This is a genomic window from uncultured Brachyspira sp. (assembly GCF_944390595.1).
In the GTDB taxonomy this organism is placed as follows: domain Bacteria; phylum Spirochaetota; class Brachyspiria; order Brachyspirales; family Brachyspiraceae; genus Brachyspira.
The window spans coordinates 1-18,360 of the sequence record NZ_CALXRN010000185.1 but is presented as its reverse complement, the minus strand read 5'-3'; the positions used below and the strand labels follow the sequence as shown (position 1 = coordinate 18,360).

At 26.0% G+C, this 18,360-nt stretch carries 21 protein-coding genes; 14 read left to right on the top strand and 7 right to left on the bottom strand.

All coding sequences use genetic code 11. From position 1 onward, the window contains the following. Window positions 1–290 precede the first annotated feature (290 nt). The 3 genes from Q0J90_RS10740 to Q0J90_RS10730 all read left to right on the top strand — a co-directional run bounded on the left by Q0J90_RS10740 (window position 291) and on the right by Q0J90_RS10730 (window position 2,526). Entirely contained in the window at window positions 291–1,331 is a 1,041-nt protein-coding gene (locus Q0J90_RS10740; RefSeq protein ID WP_297277894.1) for an FkbM family methyltransferase, read from the top strand. Between the two features lie 72 nt (window positions 1,332–1,403). Beyond that, window positions 1,404–2,279 carry a radical SAM protein gene (locus tag Q0J90_RS10735; RefSeq protein ID WP_297277893.1) on the top strand — a complete coding sequence of 292 codons (876 nt, stop codon included), beginning with the start codon at window positions 1,404–1,406 and terminating at the stop codon, window positions 2,277–2,279. A gap of 94 nt (window positions 2,280–2,373) precedes the next feature. After that, complete coding sequence (locus tag Q0J90_RS10730; RefSeq protein WP_297277892.1) at window positions 2,374–2,526, top strand: hypothetical protein; 153 nt, start codon at window positions 2,374–2,376, stop codon at window positions 2,524–2,526. Window positions 2,527–2,544: 18 nt separating this feature from the next. On the opposite strand, the gene Q0J90_RS10725 is transcribed toward Q0J90_RS10730, so the two are convergent. Further along, window positions 2,545–3,426 carry a VIT1/CCC1 transporter family protein gene (locus Q0J90_RS10725; protein WP_297277891.1) on the bottom strand — a complete coding sequence of 294 codons (882 nt, stop codon included), beginning with the start codon at window positions 3,424–3,426 and terminating at the stop codon, window positions 2,545–2,547. A gap of 178 nt (window positions 3,427–3,604) precedes the next feature. Between Q0J90_RS10725 and Q0J90_RS10720 the strand changes: the two genes are divergently transcribed. From Q0J90_RS10720 to Q0J90_RS10695, 6 genes are all read left to right on the top strand, one after another. Beyond that, window positions 3,605–5,080 carry an AAA family ATPase gene (locus Q0J90_RS10720; RefSeq protein WP_297277890.1) on the top strand — a complete coding sequence of 492 codons (1,476 nt, stop codon included), beginning with the start codon at window positions 3,605–3,607 and terminating at the stop codon, window positions 5,078–5,080. Window positions 5,081–5,165: 85 nt separating this feature from the next. Next, window positions 5,166–5,723 (top strand): hypothetical protein, encoded by a 558-nt coding sequence (locus Q0J90_RS10715; protein WP_297277889.1) that lies wholly within the window; start codon window positions 5,166–5,168, stop codon window positions 5,721–5,723. Beyond that, window positions 5,716–6,372 carry a hypothetical protein gene (locus Q0J90_RS10710; protein ID WP_297277888.1) on the top strand — a complete coding sequence of 219 codons (657 nt, stop codon included), beginning with the start codon at window positions 5,716–5,718 and terminating at the stop codon, window positions 6,370–6,372. Before Q0J90_RS10715 ends, Q0J90_RS10710 begins: the two co-directional genes overlap by 8 nt. A 45-nt stretch (window positions 6,373–6,417) precedes the next feature. Further along, window positions 6,418–6,624, top strand: coding sequence for a DUF2997 domain-containing protein (locus tag Q0J90_RS10705; protein ID WP_297277887.1), 207 nt, complete (start codon window positions 6,418–6,420; stop codon window positions 6,622–6,624). Beyond that, the gene (locus Q0J90_RS10700; RefSeq protein ID WP_297277886.1) at window positions 6,621–7,031 is read left to right on the top strand and encodes a hypothetical protein; all 411 of its coding nucleotides are present in this window, start codon (window positions 6,621–6,623) and stop codon (window positions 7,029–7,031) included. The genes Q0J90_RS10705 and Q0J90_RS10700 overlap by 4 nt, the downstream gene beginning before the upstream one ends. Beyond that, window positions 7,031–7,597 (top strand): 4Fe-4S single cluster domain-containing protein, encoded by a 567-nt coding sequence (locus tag Q0J90_RS10695; protein ID WP_297277885.1) that lies wholly within the window; start codon window positions 7,031–7,033, stop codon window positions 7,595–7,597. Before Q0J90_RS10700 ends, Q0J90_RS10695 begins: the two co-directional genes overlap by 1 nt. 39 nt (window positions 7,598–7,636) lie before the next feature. Here Q0J90_RS10695 and Q0J90_RS10690 read toward each other — a convergent pair whose 3' ends face one another. Beyond that, complete coding sequence (locus Q0J90_RS10690) at window positions 7,637–8,476, bottom strand: bifunctional 5,10-methylenetetrahydrofolate dehydrogenase/5,10-methenyltetrahydrofolate cyclohydrolase (RefSeq protein ID WP_297277916.1); 840 nt, start codon at window positions 8,474–8,476, stop codon at window positions 7,637–7,639. 111 nt (window positions 8,477–8,587) lie between these two features. On the opposite strand from Q0J90_RS10690, the gene Q0J90_RS10685 reads away from it, so the two are divergent. Beyond that, complete coding sequence (locus tag Q0J90_RS10685) at window positions 8,588–9,790, top strand: hypothetical protein (RefSeq protein WP_297277884.1); 1,203 nt, start codon at window positions 8,588–8,590, stop codon at window positions 9,788–9,790. 66 nt (window positions 9,791–9,856) lie between these two features. Then, a complete protein-coding gene (locus Q0J90_RS10680) occupies window positions 9,857–11,266 on the top strand; it encodes a sodium:alanine symporter family protein (RefSeq protein WP_297277883.1) in 1,410 nt (469 codons plus the stop codon). A gap of 54 nt (window positions 11,267–11,320) precedes the next feature. On the opposite strand, the gene Q0J90_RS10675 is transcribed toward Q0J90_RS10680, so the two are convergent. Then, entirely contained in the window at window positions 11,321–12,910 is a 1,590-nt protein-coding gene (locus Q0J90_RS10675) for an arginine--tRNA ligase (RefSeq protein WP_297277882.1), read from the bottom strand. Window positions 12,911–13,270: 360 nt separating this feature from the next. Here Q0J90_RS10675 and Q0J90_RS10670 point away from each other — a divergent pair, with 360 nt between their 5' ends. Genes Q0J90_RS10670 through kdsB form a run of 3 tightly spaced genes read left to right on the top strand, consistent with a single transcriptional unit; the run spans window position 13,271 to window position 14,948 of the window. After that, window positions 13,271–13,663, top strand: coding sequence for a hypothetical protein (locus Q0J90_RS10670; protein WP_297277881.1), 393 nt, complete (start codon window positions 13,271–13,273; stop codon window positions 13,661–13,663). 24 nt (window positions 13,664–13,687) lie between these two features. Further along, window positions 13,688–14,173: a PTS sugar transporter subunit IIA gene (locus Q0J90_RS10665; protein ID WP_028330162.1), complete on the top strand. Its 486-nt coding sequence runs from the start codon at window positions 13,688–13,690 to the stop codon at window positions 14,171–14,173. Between the two features lies 1 nt (window position 14,174). Beyond that, entirely contained in the window at window positions 14,175–14,948 is a 774-nt protein-coding gene (gene kdsB, locus Q0J90_RS10660) for a 3-deoxy-manno-octulosonate cytidylyltransferase (protein ID WP_297277880.1), read from the top strand. A gap of 3 nt (window positions 14,949–14,951) precedes the next feature. Here the strand turns inward: kdsB and Q0J90_RS10655 are convergent, their stop codons facing one another. The 4 genes from Q0J90_RS10655 to Q0J90_RS10640 form a co-directional block, all read right to left on the bottom strand. Further along, window positions 14,952–15,476: a DUF4234 domain-containing protein gene (locus Q0J90_RS10655; protein ID WP_367173885.1), complete on the bottom strand. Its 525-nt coding sequence runs from the start codon at window positions 15,474–15,476 to the stop codon at window positions 14,952–14,954. Then, a complete protein-coding gene (locus Q0J90_RS10650; RefSeq protein WP_297277879.1) occupies window positions 15,469–16,209 on the bottom strand; it encodes a serine/threonine protein phosphatase in 741 nt (246 codons plus the stop codon). Before Q0J90_RS10650 ends, Q0J90_RS10655 begins: the two co-directional genes overlap by 8 nt. 85 nt (window positions 16,210–16,294) lie before the next feature. Then, window positions 16,295–17,185 carry a fumarylacetoacetate hydrolase family protein gene (locus tag Q0J90_RS10645; protein WP_297277878.1) on the bottom strand — a complete coding sequence of 297 codons (891 nt, stop codon included), beginning with the start codon at window positions 17,183–17,185 and terminating at the stop codon, window positions 16,295–16,297. Between the two features lie 98 nt (window positions 17,186–17,283). Further along, complete coding sequence (locus Q0J90_RS10640; RefSeq protein ID WP_297277877.1) at window positions 17,284–18,234, bottom strand: TIGR01212 family radical SAM protein; 951 nt, start codon at window positions 18,232–18,234, stop codon at window positions 17,284–17,286. Window positions 18,235–18,360 lie beyond the last annotated feature (126 nt).

Below are 18,360 nucleotides of genomic sequence, written 5' to 3'. Positions count from 1 at the left end.
ACTCCAATATTTATATTGTTTTTTAGTATAAATATAAGTAATATTTTTTTCAAGTATAGTAAACTTGCATTATATCTAAAATATAATATAATATCTTCCTATGAATAATTATACTTACTATTTCAATATTAATTTTGACTTAATCTCAAGTCAAGTCAAGTCAAGTCAAGTCAAGTCAAGTCAAGTCAAGTCAAGTCAAGTCAAGTCTGATCTCCAAAAAGACTTTTTACATTTACCTATTTTCTTTAATAGGGATAATTTATTTTGCATTTTTATAAATAGGTGAAAATATGGATTTAAAAACAATAGACAGAATAGTATATTATATACCTTTTAAACAACTTAGAAATGATGTAAGAGAATTACTAAAAACTATTACAAAACCAACATTTGAAGTCATACCTGGTGATAAATGGATGATAAAACATTTTAGAGAGTCTATAAAAAATGATAATAATTTTATAACTAAGTATGCTAAACTAGTTAAAGGTTTAGATGATGAAAGTTCCAAAATTATATTTAATATGATTTTTAATAAAGTATATTTTTATGACAATATAGATGATCCTGTATCATTCACTGAAGAAGAACTAATAGAAGAGGATAAGCAATTTGTAGAATTTAAACCTCAAATAAAAAAAATAAATGATGAATGTTTTATATATAATCAATATTTGCTTCCAATAAATGGATTTTCAGCTTCTACATTTTATTATAAATATTCTATGGATAAAATAAATAATTTAAAATATTTAAAAAATAAAAATATTATAGATGCTGGTGGGTATATTGGTGATACAGCATTATTATTTTCTAGTTATACAAATAAAAATGTATATAGTTTTGAACCATTTCAAAAGAATATTGATTTAATGAATAAAACAATAAAATTAAATGATGTAAATAATATTATACCTATAAAAAAAGCATTAGGTGATGAAAATAAAGATATGTATATTTATTTTAAAAATGATGGTTTAGCAGACGCATGTATAGAACTAGAAGAAAAAAGAGAATATATAGATGATAATTTAACAGAAGAAAAAATTGAAACAATAACCTTAGATTCTTTTGTTGAAGAAAATAATATTGAAGTAGGATTAATAAAAACAGATTTAGAAGGATTTGAACAGAATTTTTTAAAAGGTGCTGTAAATACTATTAAAAATCAAAAACCTATACTAATAATAAGTATATATCATAATTATAGTGATTTTTTTGATATAAAACCTATGATAGAAAGTTGGAATTTAGGATATAAATTTAAAATAGGTAAACCTTCTCAAGCCACAGCCATTGTTGAAACTGTTCTTATAGCAGAAGTTTACTAATATATTTTAAAATTGACAAAAAAATAATTTAGTATAATATAAAAGTCTATTAATTGTATAGTTGGATTTTTTATGAATATATTAAAAATGCATAATATGTCGTGGTATATTCCATTTAAATACCTCAGAAATAAATTTAGAAATTACGTATATAATAAATGGCAAAAATTAGAAAAACTTGGTATAGTTGAAGTACAAATAGCAGATCACTGCAATTTTTCTTGCTACAGCTGTACTCATTATTCTCAAATAGCAGATAAACACTTCTATGATATTAATGTATTTGAAAAAGATATAAAACAATTAAGTAAAGTAATGAATTCTGCTGTTAATCAAATAAGTATAATGGGTGGTGAACCTTTATTAAATGATAGATGCAAAGATTATATTACAATAGTAAGAAAATATTTTCCATATTCTGGTATTATTGTATTATCTAATGGAATTTTACTTGATAAACAAAGTAACGACTTTTGGGAAAATCTTAATAAAAACGATGTATATTTGAATATTACTAAATATCCTATAAAAATAGATATAGAAAAGATTATAGATTTATGCAATAAATATAAGGTACATTTTGATATTTATGATGGAGGATCTGCAGATGGATATGTAAAAGAAAGTTATAGTTGCAGTTTTGATATAGAAGGTAAACAAGACATCAAAGACAGTTTTGAAAAATGTAAGGCTGTATGTTTTCAATTAACATACGGTAAATTTTATGTATGTCCTCAAGCAGCATATATAAAATATTTTAATAATCATTTTGGCACAAATTTAAATATTACAGAAAATGACTATATAAACATATATAATTCTTCTAAAGAAGAAATATTTAAATATGTGAAAAATCCTATACCATTTTGTAAATATTGTGTTAGACCATTAAGAAAATTAAAAATTTGGAAAAGTTCAAAAAAAGAAATAGAGGAATATTTATACTAGCAATTTTAGTTATTATATATTTTATAATAATAACAATATATAGTTTAATATCTAATAATATTTTCATAATATTCATTTTTTCATTGAAAATTATATGAATATTTTTGCTTCTAATGCTTCAAAAAAAGAAAGAGATAAATTAAGAGAAGCAATAAATAAAATCGTAGACACAATAGTATTCCCAATACCTTTTAGAACAATAAGACAGTCAATAAGAAGTAAAATTAATAATATACTTGATTCCTAAAGTTTGTAGAATTATATATTAAATATCTATACCTAAAAATTGCTTAACTAAAAGACCTACTAAAAAGCTAATACCAGCAACAGTTAAGCTAATTCCTGCCATTTCAAAAAATCTCTTTTTAAATGGCAGACTTTTGGCAACAGATACATAGTAAGTAAAGAAAAATATTATAAATACTACTATACAAAGCATTGTAATTAATGCATATAAATAATGATTATTAGGATATACTAAATAAGGCAATATCAAAAGACTCACAGTTATTAAATACATTATTCCTGTATATAAACATGATTTCAAAGCATTTTTATCACCATCCGCTTTAGCTGATAAATATTCAGAAGAGGCCATAGAAAGAGTGGCAGATATTCCTGTTATTATACCTGATAATGCAACAAGTTTATTATCTTGCAAAGCAAAACTAAGTCCTGCCAATGTTCCGCTTATTTCAACTAATGCATCGCTTAAACCTAAAACCATAGAACCTACATATTTTAATCTGTCTTCATCTAAAATAGATATAAGTTTATTTTCATGCTCTTCTTCATCGAATGCTATCTTTTTAGCATCAGGTACTTCAGCAACTATTTTTGAATATATATACTCAGCATTCTTCTCACCGCCTTCCATTATCTTTATAACAAAAGTATACCCAAAAATTATACTTAATATAAAAAATTTAAATACTTTAAACTTCTGAGGTTTTAATTTCTTTTTAGTATATTTTTCAAGTATTTTTGCATGAGCATATTCTTCTTTGCCTATACTTATAAGAACATTTTTATCATCTTCTTTTTTTACAATTTTTGCCAAGTTTAAATAAACAGCATGCTCAGTAACTTCATTTTGCTGCAATTCTAATAAGAATTTTAGAGTTTCTTTTGAAATAGTATTATCCATAAATTTATCCAATATAGTTTTGTATATAGTACAATGAAATATTATTAATTTCTAGTATTTTTTGTATTGTATAAAATTTTATTATATCAATAACACAAATACTATTTTCAATAATTAAATTTGCATTTTTTTACATCTATGCTATATTATAAAATATATTACTTATTGGGGGATTTTTATGGATAGCTTGAGTATATTAATACGTTCATCAATAAATATTATACAAATCGTAAGCTATGAAACCATGAGAATAGAAGGAGAAGTTTCAAGAACTGCTGCCGAATTAAAAAGAGACTGGTATAAATGGGGTATTGACTCAGGTCTTAAAAGAATGTCAAATAATGGTAAAAGCTTCACTAAAATAGAAGATAAAGAAGATGCATTATTTATTTTAGATTGGTATCAAAGCGATGAAGCAAAAGATTCTATACTGATACTTCAGGAATATGATTTGTTTTTAAAAGATAATCCAAGACTAATAAGTAAAATAAGAGATATTGCATATAGTGATTATAACGACAGAACCTTAATACTTTTGCAAACAAAAAGAGAATTACCTCACGAATTAGAAAAAGATGTTTATATTATGGATTTTGATTTACCTAAAAAAGATGATTTAGAAATCATACTAAAATCCACATGCAAAAAATATAATATAACATTGAATAATGATATTGAAAAAATAATAGATTCTGCATTGGGATTAACTATTTTAGAAGCTAAAAGATCATTTTCAAAAGCAATAGTACAGGCAGGTAAAATAACAGAAGAAGAAATACCAATAATAATATCAGAAAAAGAAACAATTATAAAAAACAGCGGACATTTAGAATATTATCATCATAATGAAACATTAGATGATATAGGAGGGTTTGATGTATTAAAGAATTGGCTTAGAAGAAGAGGAAGAGCTTTTGAACAGGGTGCTAAAGATTACGGGCTTGAAACTCCAAGGGGAATACTTCTATTAGGAATACCAGGAACAGGAAAAAGTTTATGTGCTAAGGCTGTTGGTTCTGCTTGGCAGTTTCCTATAATAAGATTAGATATGGGAAAAATATTTGGAAAATATGTAGGAGATTCAGAAAGCAATATCAGAAAAACATTAAATATAGTAGAAGCAGTTGCTCCGTCAATACTTTGGATAGATGAAATAGAAAAAGGTCTTTCCGGAATACAATCTTCAGGCTCCACTGACAGCGGTACTACAGCTAGAGTTTTTGGTTCTTTTTTGACTTGGATGCAGGAAAATAAAAAACCTGTATTTGTTATAGCTACAGCTAATGGAATAGACGGACTTCCTCCTGAACTTTTGAGGAAAGGGCGTTTTGATGAAATATTCTTTGTTGATCTGCCGTCTATAAAAGACAGAGAAGAAATTATAAAAATACATTTAAAAAAGATAAAAAGAGACCCTGCTAATTTTGATGTAAAAAAAATAGCTGATAATTGCGAATCATTTTCCGGTTCCGAAATAGAAGAAGCTATTAAAGAAGCATTATTTATAGCTTTCGATGAAAATAAAGAAATAACTACAGATCATATAATAAGTGCTATGAAAAAAACTCATATTCTGTCAGAAACTATGAAAGAAAAAATTAGTAGTATAAGAGAATGGTCAAAAAACAGAGCTGTTTTAGTTTCTTCTAATTAAAACAAAAATATAAAAACAGCGACATTTTTTGTCATAGATATTTATTATAATAGTATTATAAATTAAATATATTGAGGTATTTTTTATGAGCATTTTTGACATTATTGTTGATGCTGTTGATGGATTTGATGAAAAGTTTGAAGATACTTTGCAGTTTTTTAATGAAAAAATAGAAAAGTCAGAAAATAAAAGAAATAATAAATCAAATAGAGTATCTAATAAAACATATAGAAAAAAACGAACATCATCAAAAAATACTAATACAGAAGAAAAAATAAACAAAAATAATGTACTAAAAGACAATGATAAAAAAGAAGAAAAAGAAATAAAGTATAACAAAGAAATAAAAATAGATATAAGCATTGATATTATTAATAAATGCAAAGATAAGATTAAAGCGATAAGAAAATTAATAGAAAACTTTGACTATGCATCAAGAAAAAGCTATGAATCTTCTTGTACAGATTTAGAAAGAAGTTTAGAATATATAAAGAATGCTGAAGAATTAAATAAAATTATAGAATATATAAATAATCTTTATAAAAGTGCTTATTATAAAAAACATAATAAATCATCATTAAGCTTTATGATGGATGATGATGAAGAGCTTGATTTTATAAAATGGGGAGGCATTAATGAGTGATAATACTTCTTTTGATAGAGTAATTAATGATTTAAAAGATAAGTTTAACAGTTTCAACAATACTAACAGAAGTACGTACTATAATTTTATGGAGTTTATTGATAATATTGAAGATCTTGCCAATACAATAGCAGATAATTTAAATAGCATATCTGATGACATAGATGATATAACCAATGATATTATGCACGGAGATTCAACTATTGATTATAATGATATTGTAAATCATAATGAAACAAATGAAGAAATAAAAAAAGATGAAGAAATAAAAACAAATGAAGATAAAAAAGAAACTGTAGATATAAAAAAATTTAAAGAAAAAATAAATGCATCAGTAAATGAATGCAAATTAAAATTAGAAGAAATAGCAAATATAATAAAAGATTTTGATTATGCTTCAAGAAAGATCTATGAAGACTCATATTTAGATTTAAAAAGAAGTTTAGAAGAAGATTTTAATACTATGAAAGGAACAAATAGTTTAAATGAATTTACAGAAAAATTTAATAAAGTTATAGATTATATTAATAATTTGTATAAAAGTGCATACTATAAAAAAAATAATAAATCATCTCTTGCATTTATAATGGATGAAGAAGAAGATATTGTTTATATAGAAAAAATAAATGCTGAGGAGTTTATCAAATAATTTTGGCTATAAAAGTATAGCCGGCAACAATAGGAGTATAATTATATGAGAGAAGAAAGAATCACAATAACTATTAATGAGGACGGAAGCCTCAATGTAAAAACTGACGGAATAAAAGGAGAAGCATGCTTAGAGGAGGTTAATGCTTTGCTTGATGAACTTTCTAATATAAAAGAGATTAAAAAAACGGATGAGTTTAATCAAAAAATTAACACTCAGAATAAAAATAGATTAAAAGGAGGAATTCAATGAGCTGTTTAGTAAAAACTGCTACACCTTTTCTTAATGAAGAAATACTTTTAGAAGCACTTAAAAACTGCGGATATCAATATGAATTAAAAAATGATAAGATTTACATTCCTTCTTTGCATAGATTTAGAAATACATATTTCAAATTAGTTAATGGAAAATACGTATTAAGCTATGACAGTTATAACAGTGAAATATCTTCATTTTTGCAGAAACTAGAAGCAGAATATAATAAAGTTTATGAAAGAAAACTTGAAGAGGAAAAAGAAAGACTTGAACGTGAAAGACTTGCATTTATAGAATCTCAGAAAAAAGCTATTATGGAGAAGGCAAAAGCTAAAGGCTACAGAGTAATGGAAGTAAAAAAAGACAATAAAATACAGCTTACTTTAGTTAGAGAAGTAAGATAATGCGTGTATCACATATCAATGATAATTCTTCTATTTACGGATTTGGAAAGAGCTTTGTCATATGGACGCAAGGGTGCAGATTAAGATGCAAAGGATGCTGGAATTATTCTATGCATAGCTTTGAAGGCGGAGAAGAAATAAGCATAGAAAAAATAATTGAGCAAATAAAAGAATCAATAATTAAATATAACATTAATAACGTTACTATACTTGGAGGAGAGCCTTTAGATCAGCTTGAAGAAACTATTAAATTAATGCAAAATATAAAATCTCTTAATATAGGAATAATACTTTACAGCGGATACGAAAAAAAAGAAATTGAAAATAGCAGTAAAAAGGCTGTAATGTCTTATGCCGATATACTAATATCAGGAAGCTACATTGAAGAGAAAAGAAACATCAACAATCATCTTTACGGTTCGGATAATCAAATAATGGAGTTTTTAACGGACAAATATAAAAAAGAAGATATAGTAAACGGCACTTATGTGGAAATAGAAATTGATGAAAACGGTAAAGTAAATATGTACGGATATCCTGATGATTTCTTTGATATATTAAAATAATGCATGACTTTTAAGTTAATCATGCATTATTTTTTATTTTCAAGAATGATATTTACTATGAAGATAAAGCAAATTATCTAAAAGCATTGCCACAGTAACGCTTCCAACACCATTCGGTACAGGAGTAATGGCAGAAGCTATTTTTGAAGCTTCTTCAAAATTAACATCCCCTTTTAAAGAACCGTCTTCTAGTACATTTATTCCTATATCTATAACTACAGCATTTTCTTTTATATATTCTCCAGTTATAAATTCTGCTTTTCCAATAGATACGCATAATATATCAGCATTTCTGCAAATCTCTTTTAAGTTTTTAGTCTTTGAATGCGCTATAGTAACAGTAGCAGATCTTTGAAGTAGAAGATGAGCAAGAGGCTTTCCTACAATCTCACTTCTTCCAACAACAACAGCATTAGCACCCTCTATCTGAACTCCTGATTTTTCTATTAATGCAATAGAGCTTTTAGCAGTACATGGTGAAAGTACAGTTTCTCCCATAAATATTCTTCCCAAATTAATATGAGATATAGCATCAACATCCTTTTCAGGAGATATTGTTTCATAAACTTTCTTTTTACTTATATGCTTAGGCAAAGGCATTTGAACTATTATTCCGCTTGTTTCTTTTTCTTTATTTAAATATTCTATTAATGTTAAAAAATCAGCTTCTGTTGTATTCTCTTGAAGATTATGAAGAGATGCTGTCATTCCTACACTTTCCGCCTGCTTTTTTGCCCTTGTAAAATATACTTCTGATGATTTATCATTTTCAAAATATAAAAAATCTATTCTCGGCTTTTTATCAAGCTCTTCTACCCTCTTTTTAATATTTTCTTTAATTCCTTTTGACAACTCTCTTCCGTCTAAGATCATAATTATAATCTCCATATAATAAATTTTTACTAATAATATAATGTTAATAAATAAAATACAAGATTAGATAAATATTTATATAGATTTTTAAAGATTTATATTGTATATTATTCATCTATGATAAAAAAAATTTTAATAGTATTTATTCTATTATACATTTCAGCATTCTCTCAAAAAAGAATAATTATTTTTGAAACATATTATTCTGAAAATTACATGCTGTATGCCGTAAATGATCTATTAAGAAAAAATATATTCTTATATTTTAATATTGATATACTGCCTAATAAATTTATAAAAGAGAATAATTATAAAACTATAAAATCAAGGATTAAAGAATTAACATTAAATAACAACGCTGATATATCAATTACTTATGACATTTATCAATATCAAAATGGATTTGTAATTAATTATATAATTTTTAATAAAGAAAAACCAAGAGAATGGCTTGAAAGAAATGTATTTTCAAAAGAAGAAAATTTATTTGAAGCTGTTAATCAAATGCTTAAAGATATATACTATTATTCATCTATATCTGCAAGTTTGAAAACTATAGAAGAAAATGAATATACATCCCTTATAGGATATTATACTCAAAAAGTAAATAATATAATTAATGATTATCAATCAGATGATGCTAAAATATATGAGGTATTTTTTAATTTTTATAAGGACAATATTTATTTTAATATAGATTATTTAGAGTATTTAATGATAAAAGGAGATGACTTAAAAAACATAAACACCGTTGTTGATAATATACATAAATACTTAAGTAAAAATAATCATTATTCTTTATATGCTCTTGGATGCTTATATTACACTAAGTATAAAATCAACGCTGCTGAAGAAGATATAGATTCAAGCATAAAAAATTATCATAAGGCAGCCGAATTAAAAAATAATTATTATTACTATTATAAACTTGCTGATGCATACATATTAAAAAATGATTATGAAAATGCTTCAAAATATTATGAGATGTCTATAAATATTTATGATAAAGATACTGATGTAATAAAGGATGCTGTTTATTTATTGAAAAGAGATATGAATAAAAACGGCAATATAGTAATAGAATACTTAGAAAAAATTATTAATATTGATAAAAATGATGATGAAGTTTTAGAGGAATTAGCTAAAATATATAATAATATAGGAGATAAGCATAATGCTCAAATTTATTATACAAAATTATTTGATGCTGTTAATTATAAACTCTACATTATTAACAATATTAAACCTGATGCTGTAATGTATGATAAATACATAAAAAAACGTAATGAAGTAAAAAAAATATTAGAAAGTTTTAATTAATATTTTAAAAAAATAAATATTATTGTATAATGACAATTAAAAATAAATAAAAACAGGATAAGTATAATGAAAATTATTAATCTAATAATTAACACAACAAACGGGGTAATGTATGGTTATTTGCTATTAGGGGTATTTTTCGCAGTTTCAATTTTCTTTACATTAAGATTAAAAGGGATACAAGTTTCACATTCAATACATGCATTAAAACTTTTATTATCAACCCATGAAAAAGGAGACGGAGTTTCAGGATTTGCCAGTTTTTGTATAAGCACAGCTTCAAGAGTAGGAACAGGAAATATTACCGGAGTTATGGCTGCAGTTTCTGCAGGAGGACCTGGTGCTTTATTTTGGATGTGGATAATGGCTGTACTTGGAGGAAGTTTAGCATTCACAGAAAGTACATTAGCACAGCTTTACAAAGAAAAAGATTCATCAGGCAAATTTATAGGAGGAGCTTCTTTCTATATAAAAAGCAGATTAAAAAAACCTATTCTAGCAGCTTTATTTGCTATATGTATGATATTTACTTATACAACGTTTAATGGGGTTCAAGCTAATACTATATCAAATGCTTTATCAAAATATAATATTCCTTATTTATATACAGCTATAGCATTAATAGTTATTACCGGATTAATATTATTTTCTAAAAAAAGAGATACTATAACTCATGCATGCGTATTTATAGTTCCTGTTATGGCTATACCTTATATACTTATAGGTCTTTATATATTCTTTACTAATCTCCCATCTGTACCTTCAGTATTTCAAAGCATATTTGTACAAGCCTTTAAGCCGTCAGCATTCTTTGGAGGTGCTATAGGAGCAACTATTTCTAATGGATTAAAAAGAGGATTATTCTCTAATGAAGCAGGTATGGGCGGTGCTCCTCATGCTGCAGCTGCTGCTCACTCTTCTCATCCATGTAAGCAGGGACTTATACAAATGTTCTCTGTATTTACTGACACTTTATTAATATGTTCAATTTCAGGATTCATACTTTTATTATCTCCTGAAGCTATGAAGGTAGTAAAGGATATTGAAGGTATTAATTTATTTCAATATGCTCTGGAATCACATTTAGGAAAGTTTGGTTCTTACTTTATCACTGTATGTATATTATTTTTCTCATATAGTTCTATACTTGGTAATTTCTTCTATATTAAAACAGGTGCTTTTGCTTTAAAAGATAATACAATTTCTTATATAATAGTAGGGCTTATGACAATAGCTATGGTATTTGCAGGATCATTGGCTGATTTCAAAACTATATGGGGAGCAGGCGATATGTTTATGGGATTTATGGCATTGCTCAACATAATAATTATAGTAATACTTAATAAGCCTGTTTATATGCTTGCAAGACATTATGTAAGTAAATTAAAAGAACATAAAGAACCTACATTTAATAAAAACTCTATAGCAGAATTATCTAATGATGATGCTATAACTCAATGGAATGAAAATAATTAATAAATAAAAAAGGGGCTCAAATTATTGAGTCCCTTTATATTTTTCTATTTTTTATTATTCATCAAGCCACATTCTTTCTATTTTAGATATTCCTATTATGTCAAAACAGATTCCTAATACCTTTTTAACTGCCTTAACTAAGGTTAATCGCTCCTGTCTTATAGCTTCATTTTCTTCTAATACTATATTATCATAATAGAACTTATGCAAAGCACTTGCCACATCATAAGTATAATTAAGAATAGTATAAACTTCTAAAGACTTTGAAGATTCATAAATCTCATCCGGAAATCTAAGAAGTATTTTAGCCAATTTTAAAGAACTTTCATTTGCTATTTTTTCTATATCGAAACCTTTAGATTCATTATAAGAAAGATTTTTCTCTTTAAGTTTGAAGAATATATTACAAACTCTGGCATAAGCATATTGAACATAATAAACAGGATTATCATTATCTTTCTTTTTAGCAAGCTCCAAATCAAAATCTAAAGAACTAGAATAGGAACGCATAAGAAGGAAATATCTTGCAGGATCAACTCCTATTTCATCTATTACATCCTCTAAACTTATCATATCCCCTGTTCTTTTACTCATTCTTACAATCTCATTTCCTCTGTAAAGTCTTACCAACTGACCTAATATAACTTTTAAGCTAGCAGTATCCTTACTTACAGCTCTAACTGCCGCAGTAATTCTAGGAACATAACCATGATGATCTGCCCCCAATATATCTATTAAAGTTTTATATCCTCTGTCTATTTTGTTTTTATGATAAGTTATATCCGGAGCAAAATATGTATATGTTCCGTTACTTTTTTTAACTACTCTGTCCTTATCATCACCGTATTTTGTACTTCTAAACCAAGAAGCATTATCCTCTTCAAATAATAATCCTTCTTCTTTTAAGAACTCCATAGTTTTTTCTAATTCGCCGCTTTCACGTATAGCAAGTTCGGAAGCATAATTATCCATATAAGTTCCAAATCTCTCTAATAGTCTTTTTTGATCTTCCAATATTAAATCTTTAGGATTGCCCTCTTTCTTTGCTAATTCATATATATATGAACCATGGTATCCGTCTTCTGGAATTTCTCTGCCTTCTCTTACAGCCTGAACGCTTTCATTTAATTTAGTAATCTGTTCTCCTGCATCATTAACATAAAATTCCTGATAAACTTCATGTCCTACATATTTAAGAATATTTGATAAAGCACTTCCAATAGCAGCCCATCTTCCATGACCTATATGCAAAGGGCCAGTAGGATTTGCACTTACATATTCTACCATTATTTTCTTTTTTTCTTCTGCTGTGTTTCTGCCGTAATTATCATTATTTATTAAATCATCTATACAATCATTTATATATTGATAAGATAATGTCATATTTATAAATCCAGGCTTAGCAATTTCTACCTTTTCAAAAAATTTTTTATCAATTTTTTCTACTATAGCTTCTGCAATTTCCATAGGATTTTTCTTTAATATTTTAGACAAACGCATAGCAACAGGACAAGCATAATCACCAAACCTGTTGTCTGAGGCATACCCGATTTCTATATAAGAATCAACTTCTTTTATATCTGTACCCTTCAAATAATCAATTAATGCTTCTTTTAAGATATTTGAGACAACTTTCTTTAGCATATACTCTCCATTTCATAAATTTTAATAACTAAAGTATATCAAAGATTACAACTTCTGCAAGTATAATTTATAATAAATTTATCATACAATTATAACATTATCATCAATATTGATATATTATATACTTATTTTATAATAAATCATATCATATTTTAACAAAATATGTTTTATATGTTATAATTTTTACACATTAATAAAAAAGAAATCATTATTTCATATATTTTTTTATCACAAAAATAAATTGATACATAAATATACAATTTTAATATTTATTAATTTAGTCTTTCAAAAGCTATATTATATAAAAATAAATTTGACATATTATGAAAAAAATATATATTAAATATAAGGATAAACATTATGTCAAAATATATCTTACCGCAAGAGGAACTTTCAAGATCGTCTAATTGGATAAGCAATTTTTTAATGCGTGAAGGATATCACACTGATTATACATTAAAAAGCTTATTAGAAATAGACAAATTTTTTCAAGAAAAACTAAGATTAGTATTAGAAAATGATAATAACAGAAATTTTATATTTTCTATAAGTGCTTATATAGGCGAAGTAATAAGAATGAACTTTAATGGAAACTGGATTGTTTCAAGAGGAATAGATTTAGATGATGAATCTATAGGAATAAGTTTTAAAAACTATAATACTATATATCCTTTAAATATTACTTTAGAGCTTATACAAAAGAAATACACTATGAAAGAATATTTAAAAAATAATTTTAATGTTGAAGTTTAATATTTAATTAAAAGAAGGCAATATATGATTTCATTAAATGAGGTAACAAAATATATAGACAAATCCTATGTAATTTTAGATTTAAAAGCAACTAATAAAGATGAAGCTATTAGCGAAATGTTAATATATGCTGAGTCTAACGGATTAAGAATAAACATAGCACAAACTATAGAAGCTATGTATAAAAAAGAAGATATAATAAGCAGCGGACTTGGATACGGAGTTGCTTTTCCGCATGTAAGAACTAATGAAGTAGAAGATAATGATATTATATTTGCTATTTCAAAAAAGGGACTTAATTATTCTTCTCTTGATAAAAAACCGGTACACTTGCTTATTATGTTTTTAACTAATAAAAACAGCAATGATAAATATCTTAATCTTCTTTCATTGTTTACCAAAATATCAAGAATGACTATGTATCCTGTTGTATTATTAGAATCAAAAAATATCGAAGAATTTAAATCAAAATTAAAAGATATATCAGCAGATACATTAGGAGGCAAATAATATGTCAAATAAAGTTGTTGCTATAATACCGGCAAGATATGGTTCTACAAGATTTCCTAGAAAATTAACTTATGAACTATTAGGAAAACCTATAATAATAGATGTTTATGATAATGTAAAAGCTGTAAAAAAAATCGATGATTGTATAATAGCTACGGACTCTAAAGAGATAATGGATATATGCGAAAAAAATAATGCTAAGGCTGTCATGACTTCTTCAGAACATACTTCCGGAACTTCAAGGATAACTGAAGTAGCTAAAAAGATAGACTGCGATATAGTAATAAATGTGCAGGGTGATGAACCTTTAATAGATGAAACTATATTAAATCCTATTATAGATTCTTTTGAAGATAAAAATGTTGATATAGCAACTATAAAATCTAAAATTGATGATGAAAGCCCTTTAATAAAAGATGAAAACGCTGTTAAAGTAGTTTGCGATATAAATAATTATGCTATGTATTTTTCGCGTGCCACTATACCTCATAAAAGATTTGACCAAAATATAGAGGTTAAATATTATAAACATATTGGAGTTTATGCTTTTAGAAAAGATGTACTTCTAAAAATAGAAAATCTACCAGAATGCGAATACGAAAATATAGAAAGATTAGAACAGCTTAGATGGCTTTATAATGGAATGAAAATAAAGGTGCTTGAAACAAAAAAATTCATACACGGCATAGATACTATGGAAGATTTAGAAATAGTACAAAGCTATTTAAGAAATTTTGCTTCAAGCGAATTAAAAAATGAAAATTTATATCAATAATATTTAATCTGCTTTTTTCCAAATATTATTAAGTTTATCCTGCATTATAAGAGATGATATATTTACTAAATATATTAACCCTAAAGGCAGCAGGCTAAAATAATTACCTAAAAGTCCCATATAATCTGATACTGATTTAACATGAGAATAAGTTATAAGAATAGCAGCAGAATTAAATATCAAATTAAAAAAGTAAATCAAAAAAACTGCAATATCTATAATTACAAGAGCTAAAGTTTTATCTTCTTTATTATCCATTCCAACTTTCAAAGGCATTTCTTTATAAACTATTTTTCCATATTTATAATACCAATACTTGAAATAAAGCCCGCATGTAACTATTCCTAAAAGTACATCTATAATTGGATATAAATTATCTTTTTCTGTAAAACGCTTTATTTCATAAGAAGTCTGATATATCCAATAAATATAATATAATCCGCATGTTACAACATTCAAAGCAAGAAGCATAGGTATTGTTCTTATAGTTCCTTTTTCCTGCATATTTAATCCTTGCTTATTACTCAAATAAATTAAATAATCCTACAGCGCTTATATTATCATTGCTTGATTCTGATAATTTTTTTAATTTATTTAAAGCTTCTTCTGTATTTGAAGAACTCATTATATCATTAATTCCAGCTTCAGCATTTTCATATTTTTCTGATAAAAGCTCAATCATAGAATTAGAAGCTATAAAGTAATTATGTCTTCTATTTCTTCTTGCTCCTTCAATAGTAATATAATGTCCGCCTCCTGCACATGCACAATTGTCTAAAGCATTTCCTACAATATGATCTCTGCTTATTTGAATAACTCTTTTATTATCTGAAGCAAAAACTTTTGAATCTCCTGCATTAAATACAAATGCTCCTGCAAATTTATGATATAATACTCCGGCAATAGAAGCACCTGCCATAGATTTTTCTCTATCATCTGCCGATTCTCTTGAAGCTGTAACTTCTAATTTAATAAAGTTATGCATTATCCAATTCATAACTTCCTGCTCGCCAACAAGTTCAAGCAAATCTAAAAAATTTTCATTATATATATTAACTGCCAACTTTGAAGCGAATGTATCTCCAAGTCCGTCTGCCAAAAGAGAAACAGCAATACCTTCTATACCATTTAAAAAGTGAGAATAATTATTCTGTTCGCTAATTATAATAGGATTTCCTGATATTGCCTCGCTGTTAAATAAAATAGTATCTGTATTTATTTTTGTGTTAGAACCTTTGTTTGTAAAAGTAAATATATTCATAGTTTATACTTAATTCTCCTTAAAATAATATGTCTGCAATAATAAGGTAGTTGCAGAATTTTATCAAGCAATTTAAGAAAAATAATTAATCTACAAAATTTACAAGCTCGCCTATTTCATCAATAAAGCATGTTATTTTATCCCCATGCTTCATATATTTAGGAGGATTAAAAGACATCCCTACACCTCCAGGAGTGCCTGTTGCAATTATATCTCCTGCCTCCAATGTCATACCTTTTGATATATCAGAAATTAAATAACTTATATCATGTATCATATATTCTGTATTTGAAGACTGTCTTACTTCATCATTTAAAATGCTTTTAACATTTAGTTTTAAAGGCAGTTTTAAATCATCTTTATAAACTATACATGGTCCCATAGAGGAATAAGAATCTAAACTTTTACCTTTATACCATTGAGAATGATCTTTTTGTATATTTCTTGAAGATATATCATTAAATACAGAATATCCAAATATATAATCCTGTACTTTATCAGGCTCTATGTCTTTTGCTGTTTTTCCTATGATAACTGCAAGCTCAACCTCATAATCGAGGCATTCATCTAAATCAAATCTCGCTTTAATTTTATCTCCGAGTCCTATAACCTCTAAAGCTCTTTTAGAAAAATAAACAGGAGCTTTAACCTCTTTAAAATCCTTCATATCTTTTTTTATCTCTCCTAAATGATCGCTGTAATTAACACCTACGCATATAATATCATGTATAGGCTTTCTTATAGGAGAAAGTATTTGAACATTTTCTATAGAATAAGCATGAGTAAAATTTTCTTCTGCATGCTTTAATTTATTAAGTATATCATCATTCATCATTCTAATTAACTGAATCATTGGATTTTCGGATACTTTAAAATCCGGTATTATCTCATTTATAGCTATTACTTTGCTGCCGTCTTTGCTTAATATACCTACAGATTCGGTATTATTCCATTCAACGAAAGATACGAATTTCATTTTAATGTCTCCATAGTCTTTTATAATATCAGAAAATGATATTAAGTTTTTTTAATTAATATAGTGCTTTTATATTATAATCAATTTATCGATGTTTTTCAATATGATATTCTGCTTCCTTGAATAATATTTCTTTCAAGCATTGTTTTTGTTATAAGATTAAGTATTTCACCTTTAGATTTTTTCCATTTCGGTGCTATTAAAGTATCTCCCAAACTATCTCCTACCAAACGTGCAATTATTATATCTTCTCTAATTATTGATAATGCTTCCGACATAAGTTCTATATAAAAATCTTCTTCTATAGTTGGAAAAGTGTATTCATTATAAAGTTTTTCAAAATAAGAACCTCTAACTATATCAAGCTGATGAAATTTAACAGCATCTATTTTAAGAATTGATATATCCTTAACTGTTTTAAGCATATCATCTTTAGTTTCAAGTTCTATAAGTTTTTTATCTTCAATCAATCTCTTTGGGAGTCCGAATATTACATGTGTGCATATTATTAGATTGGGATAAACTGTTTTTATATGATTAACCATTTCAGCGAAAGAGTTATAATCATGTCCTCTGTTTATAAATTTTGAAGTCTCTTCATTGGATGACTGAAGCCCCATTTCAAGCCAAATCTCTTTATTGAATGAAGCAGATAAATCATTAAGCTCTTTCAATACATTCTCTTCAAGCATATCGCTTCTAGCCCCAAACATAAGACCTACACAGTTTTCAAAATGAATAAGTTTATTTGCATATATTAATGATTCTTTTGAGGCTAATGGAGATAATGGAGTTCCTAACTGAAAATATGCATAAAATTTTTGATATCTATTTCTATAATTTTTTACTCCATTAATCCATTGACTGTCAATATTTTCTTCTATCACGTAAGGAGGTTTATAACTATTTAAATTACAAAATCTGCATCCTCCATTATTTGCTTTATGAGCACATCCGAAATCTGTATCTATAGAAATTTTACCTACTTTAACTCCGAATTTATTTTTTACATAATCTGAAAAAGAATAATAAGTCTTTTTATTTTCCATATACATTTCTTTATTAATTTTTTTATTTTTAGTATATCATAAAAAATATAAAATTCTAATATATAAATTAAAACTAGATTTAATAAATAAACTATTATATAATAAAAGTATAATGGTTATTAGGAG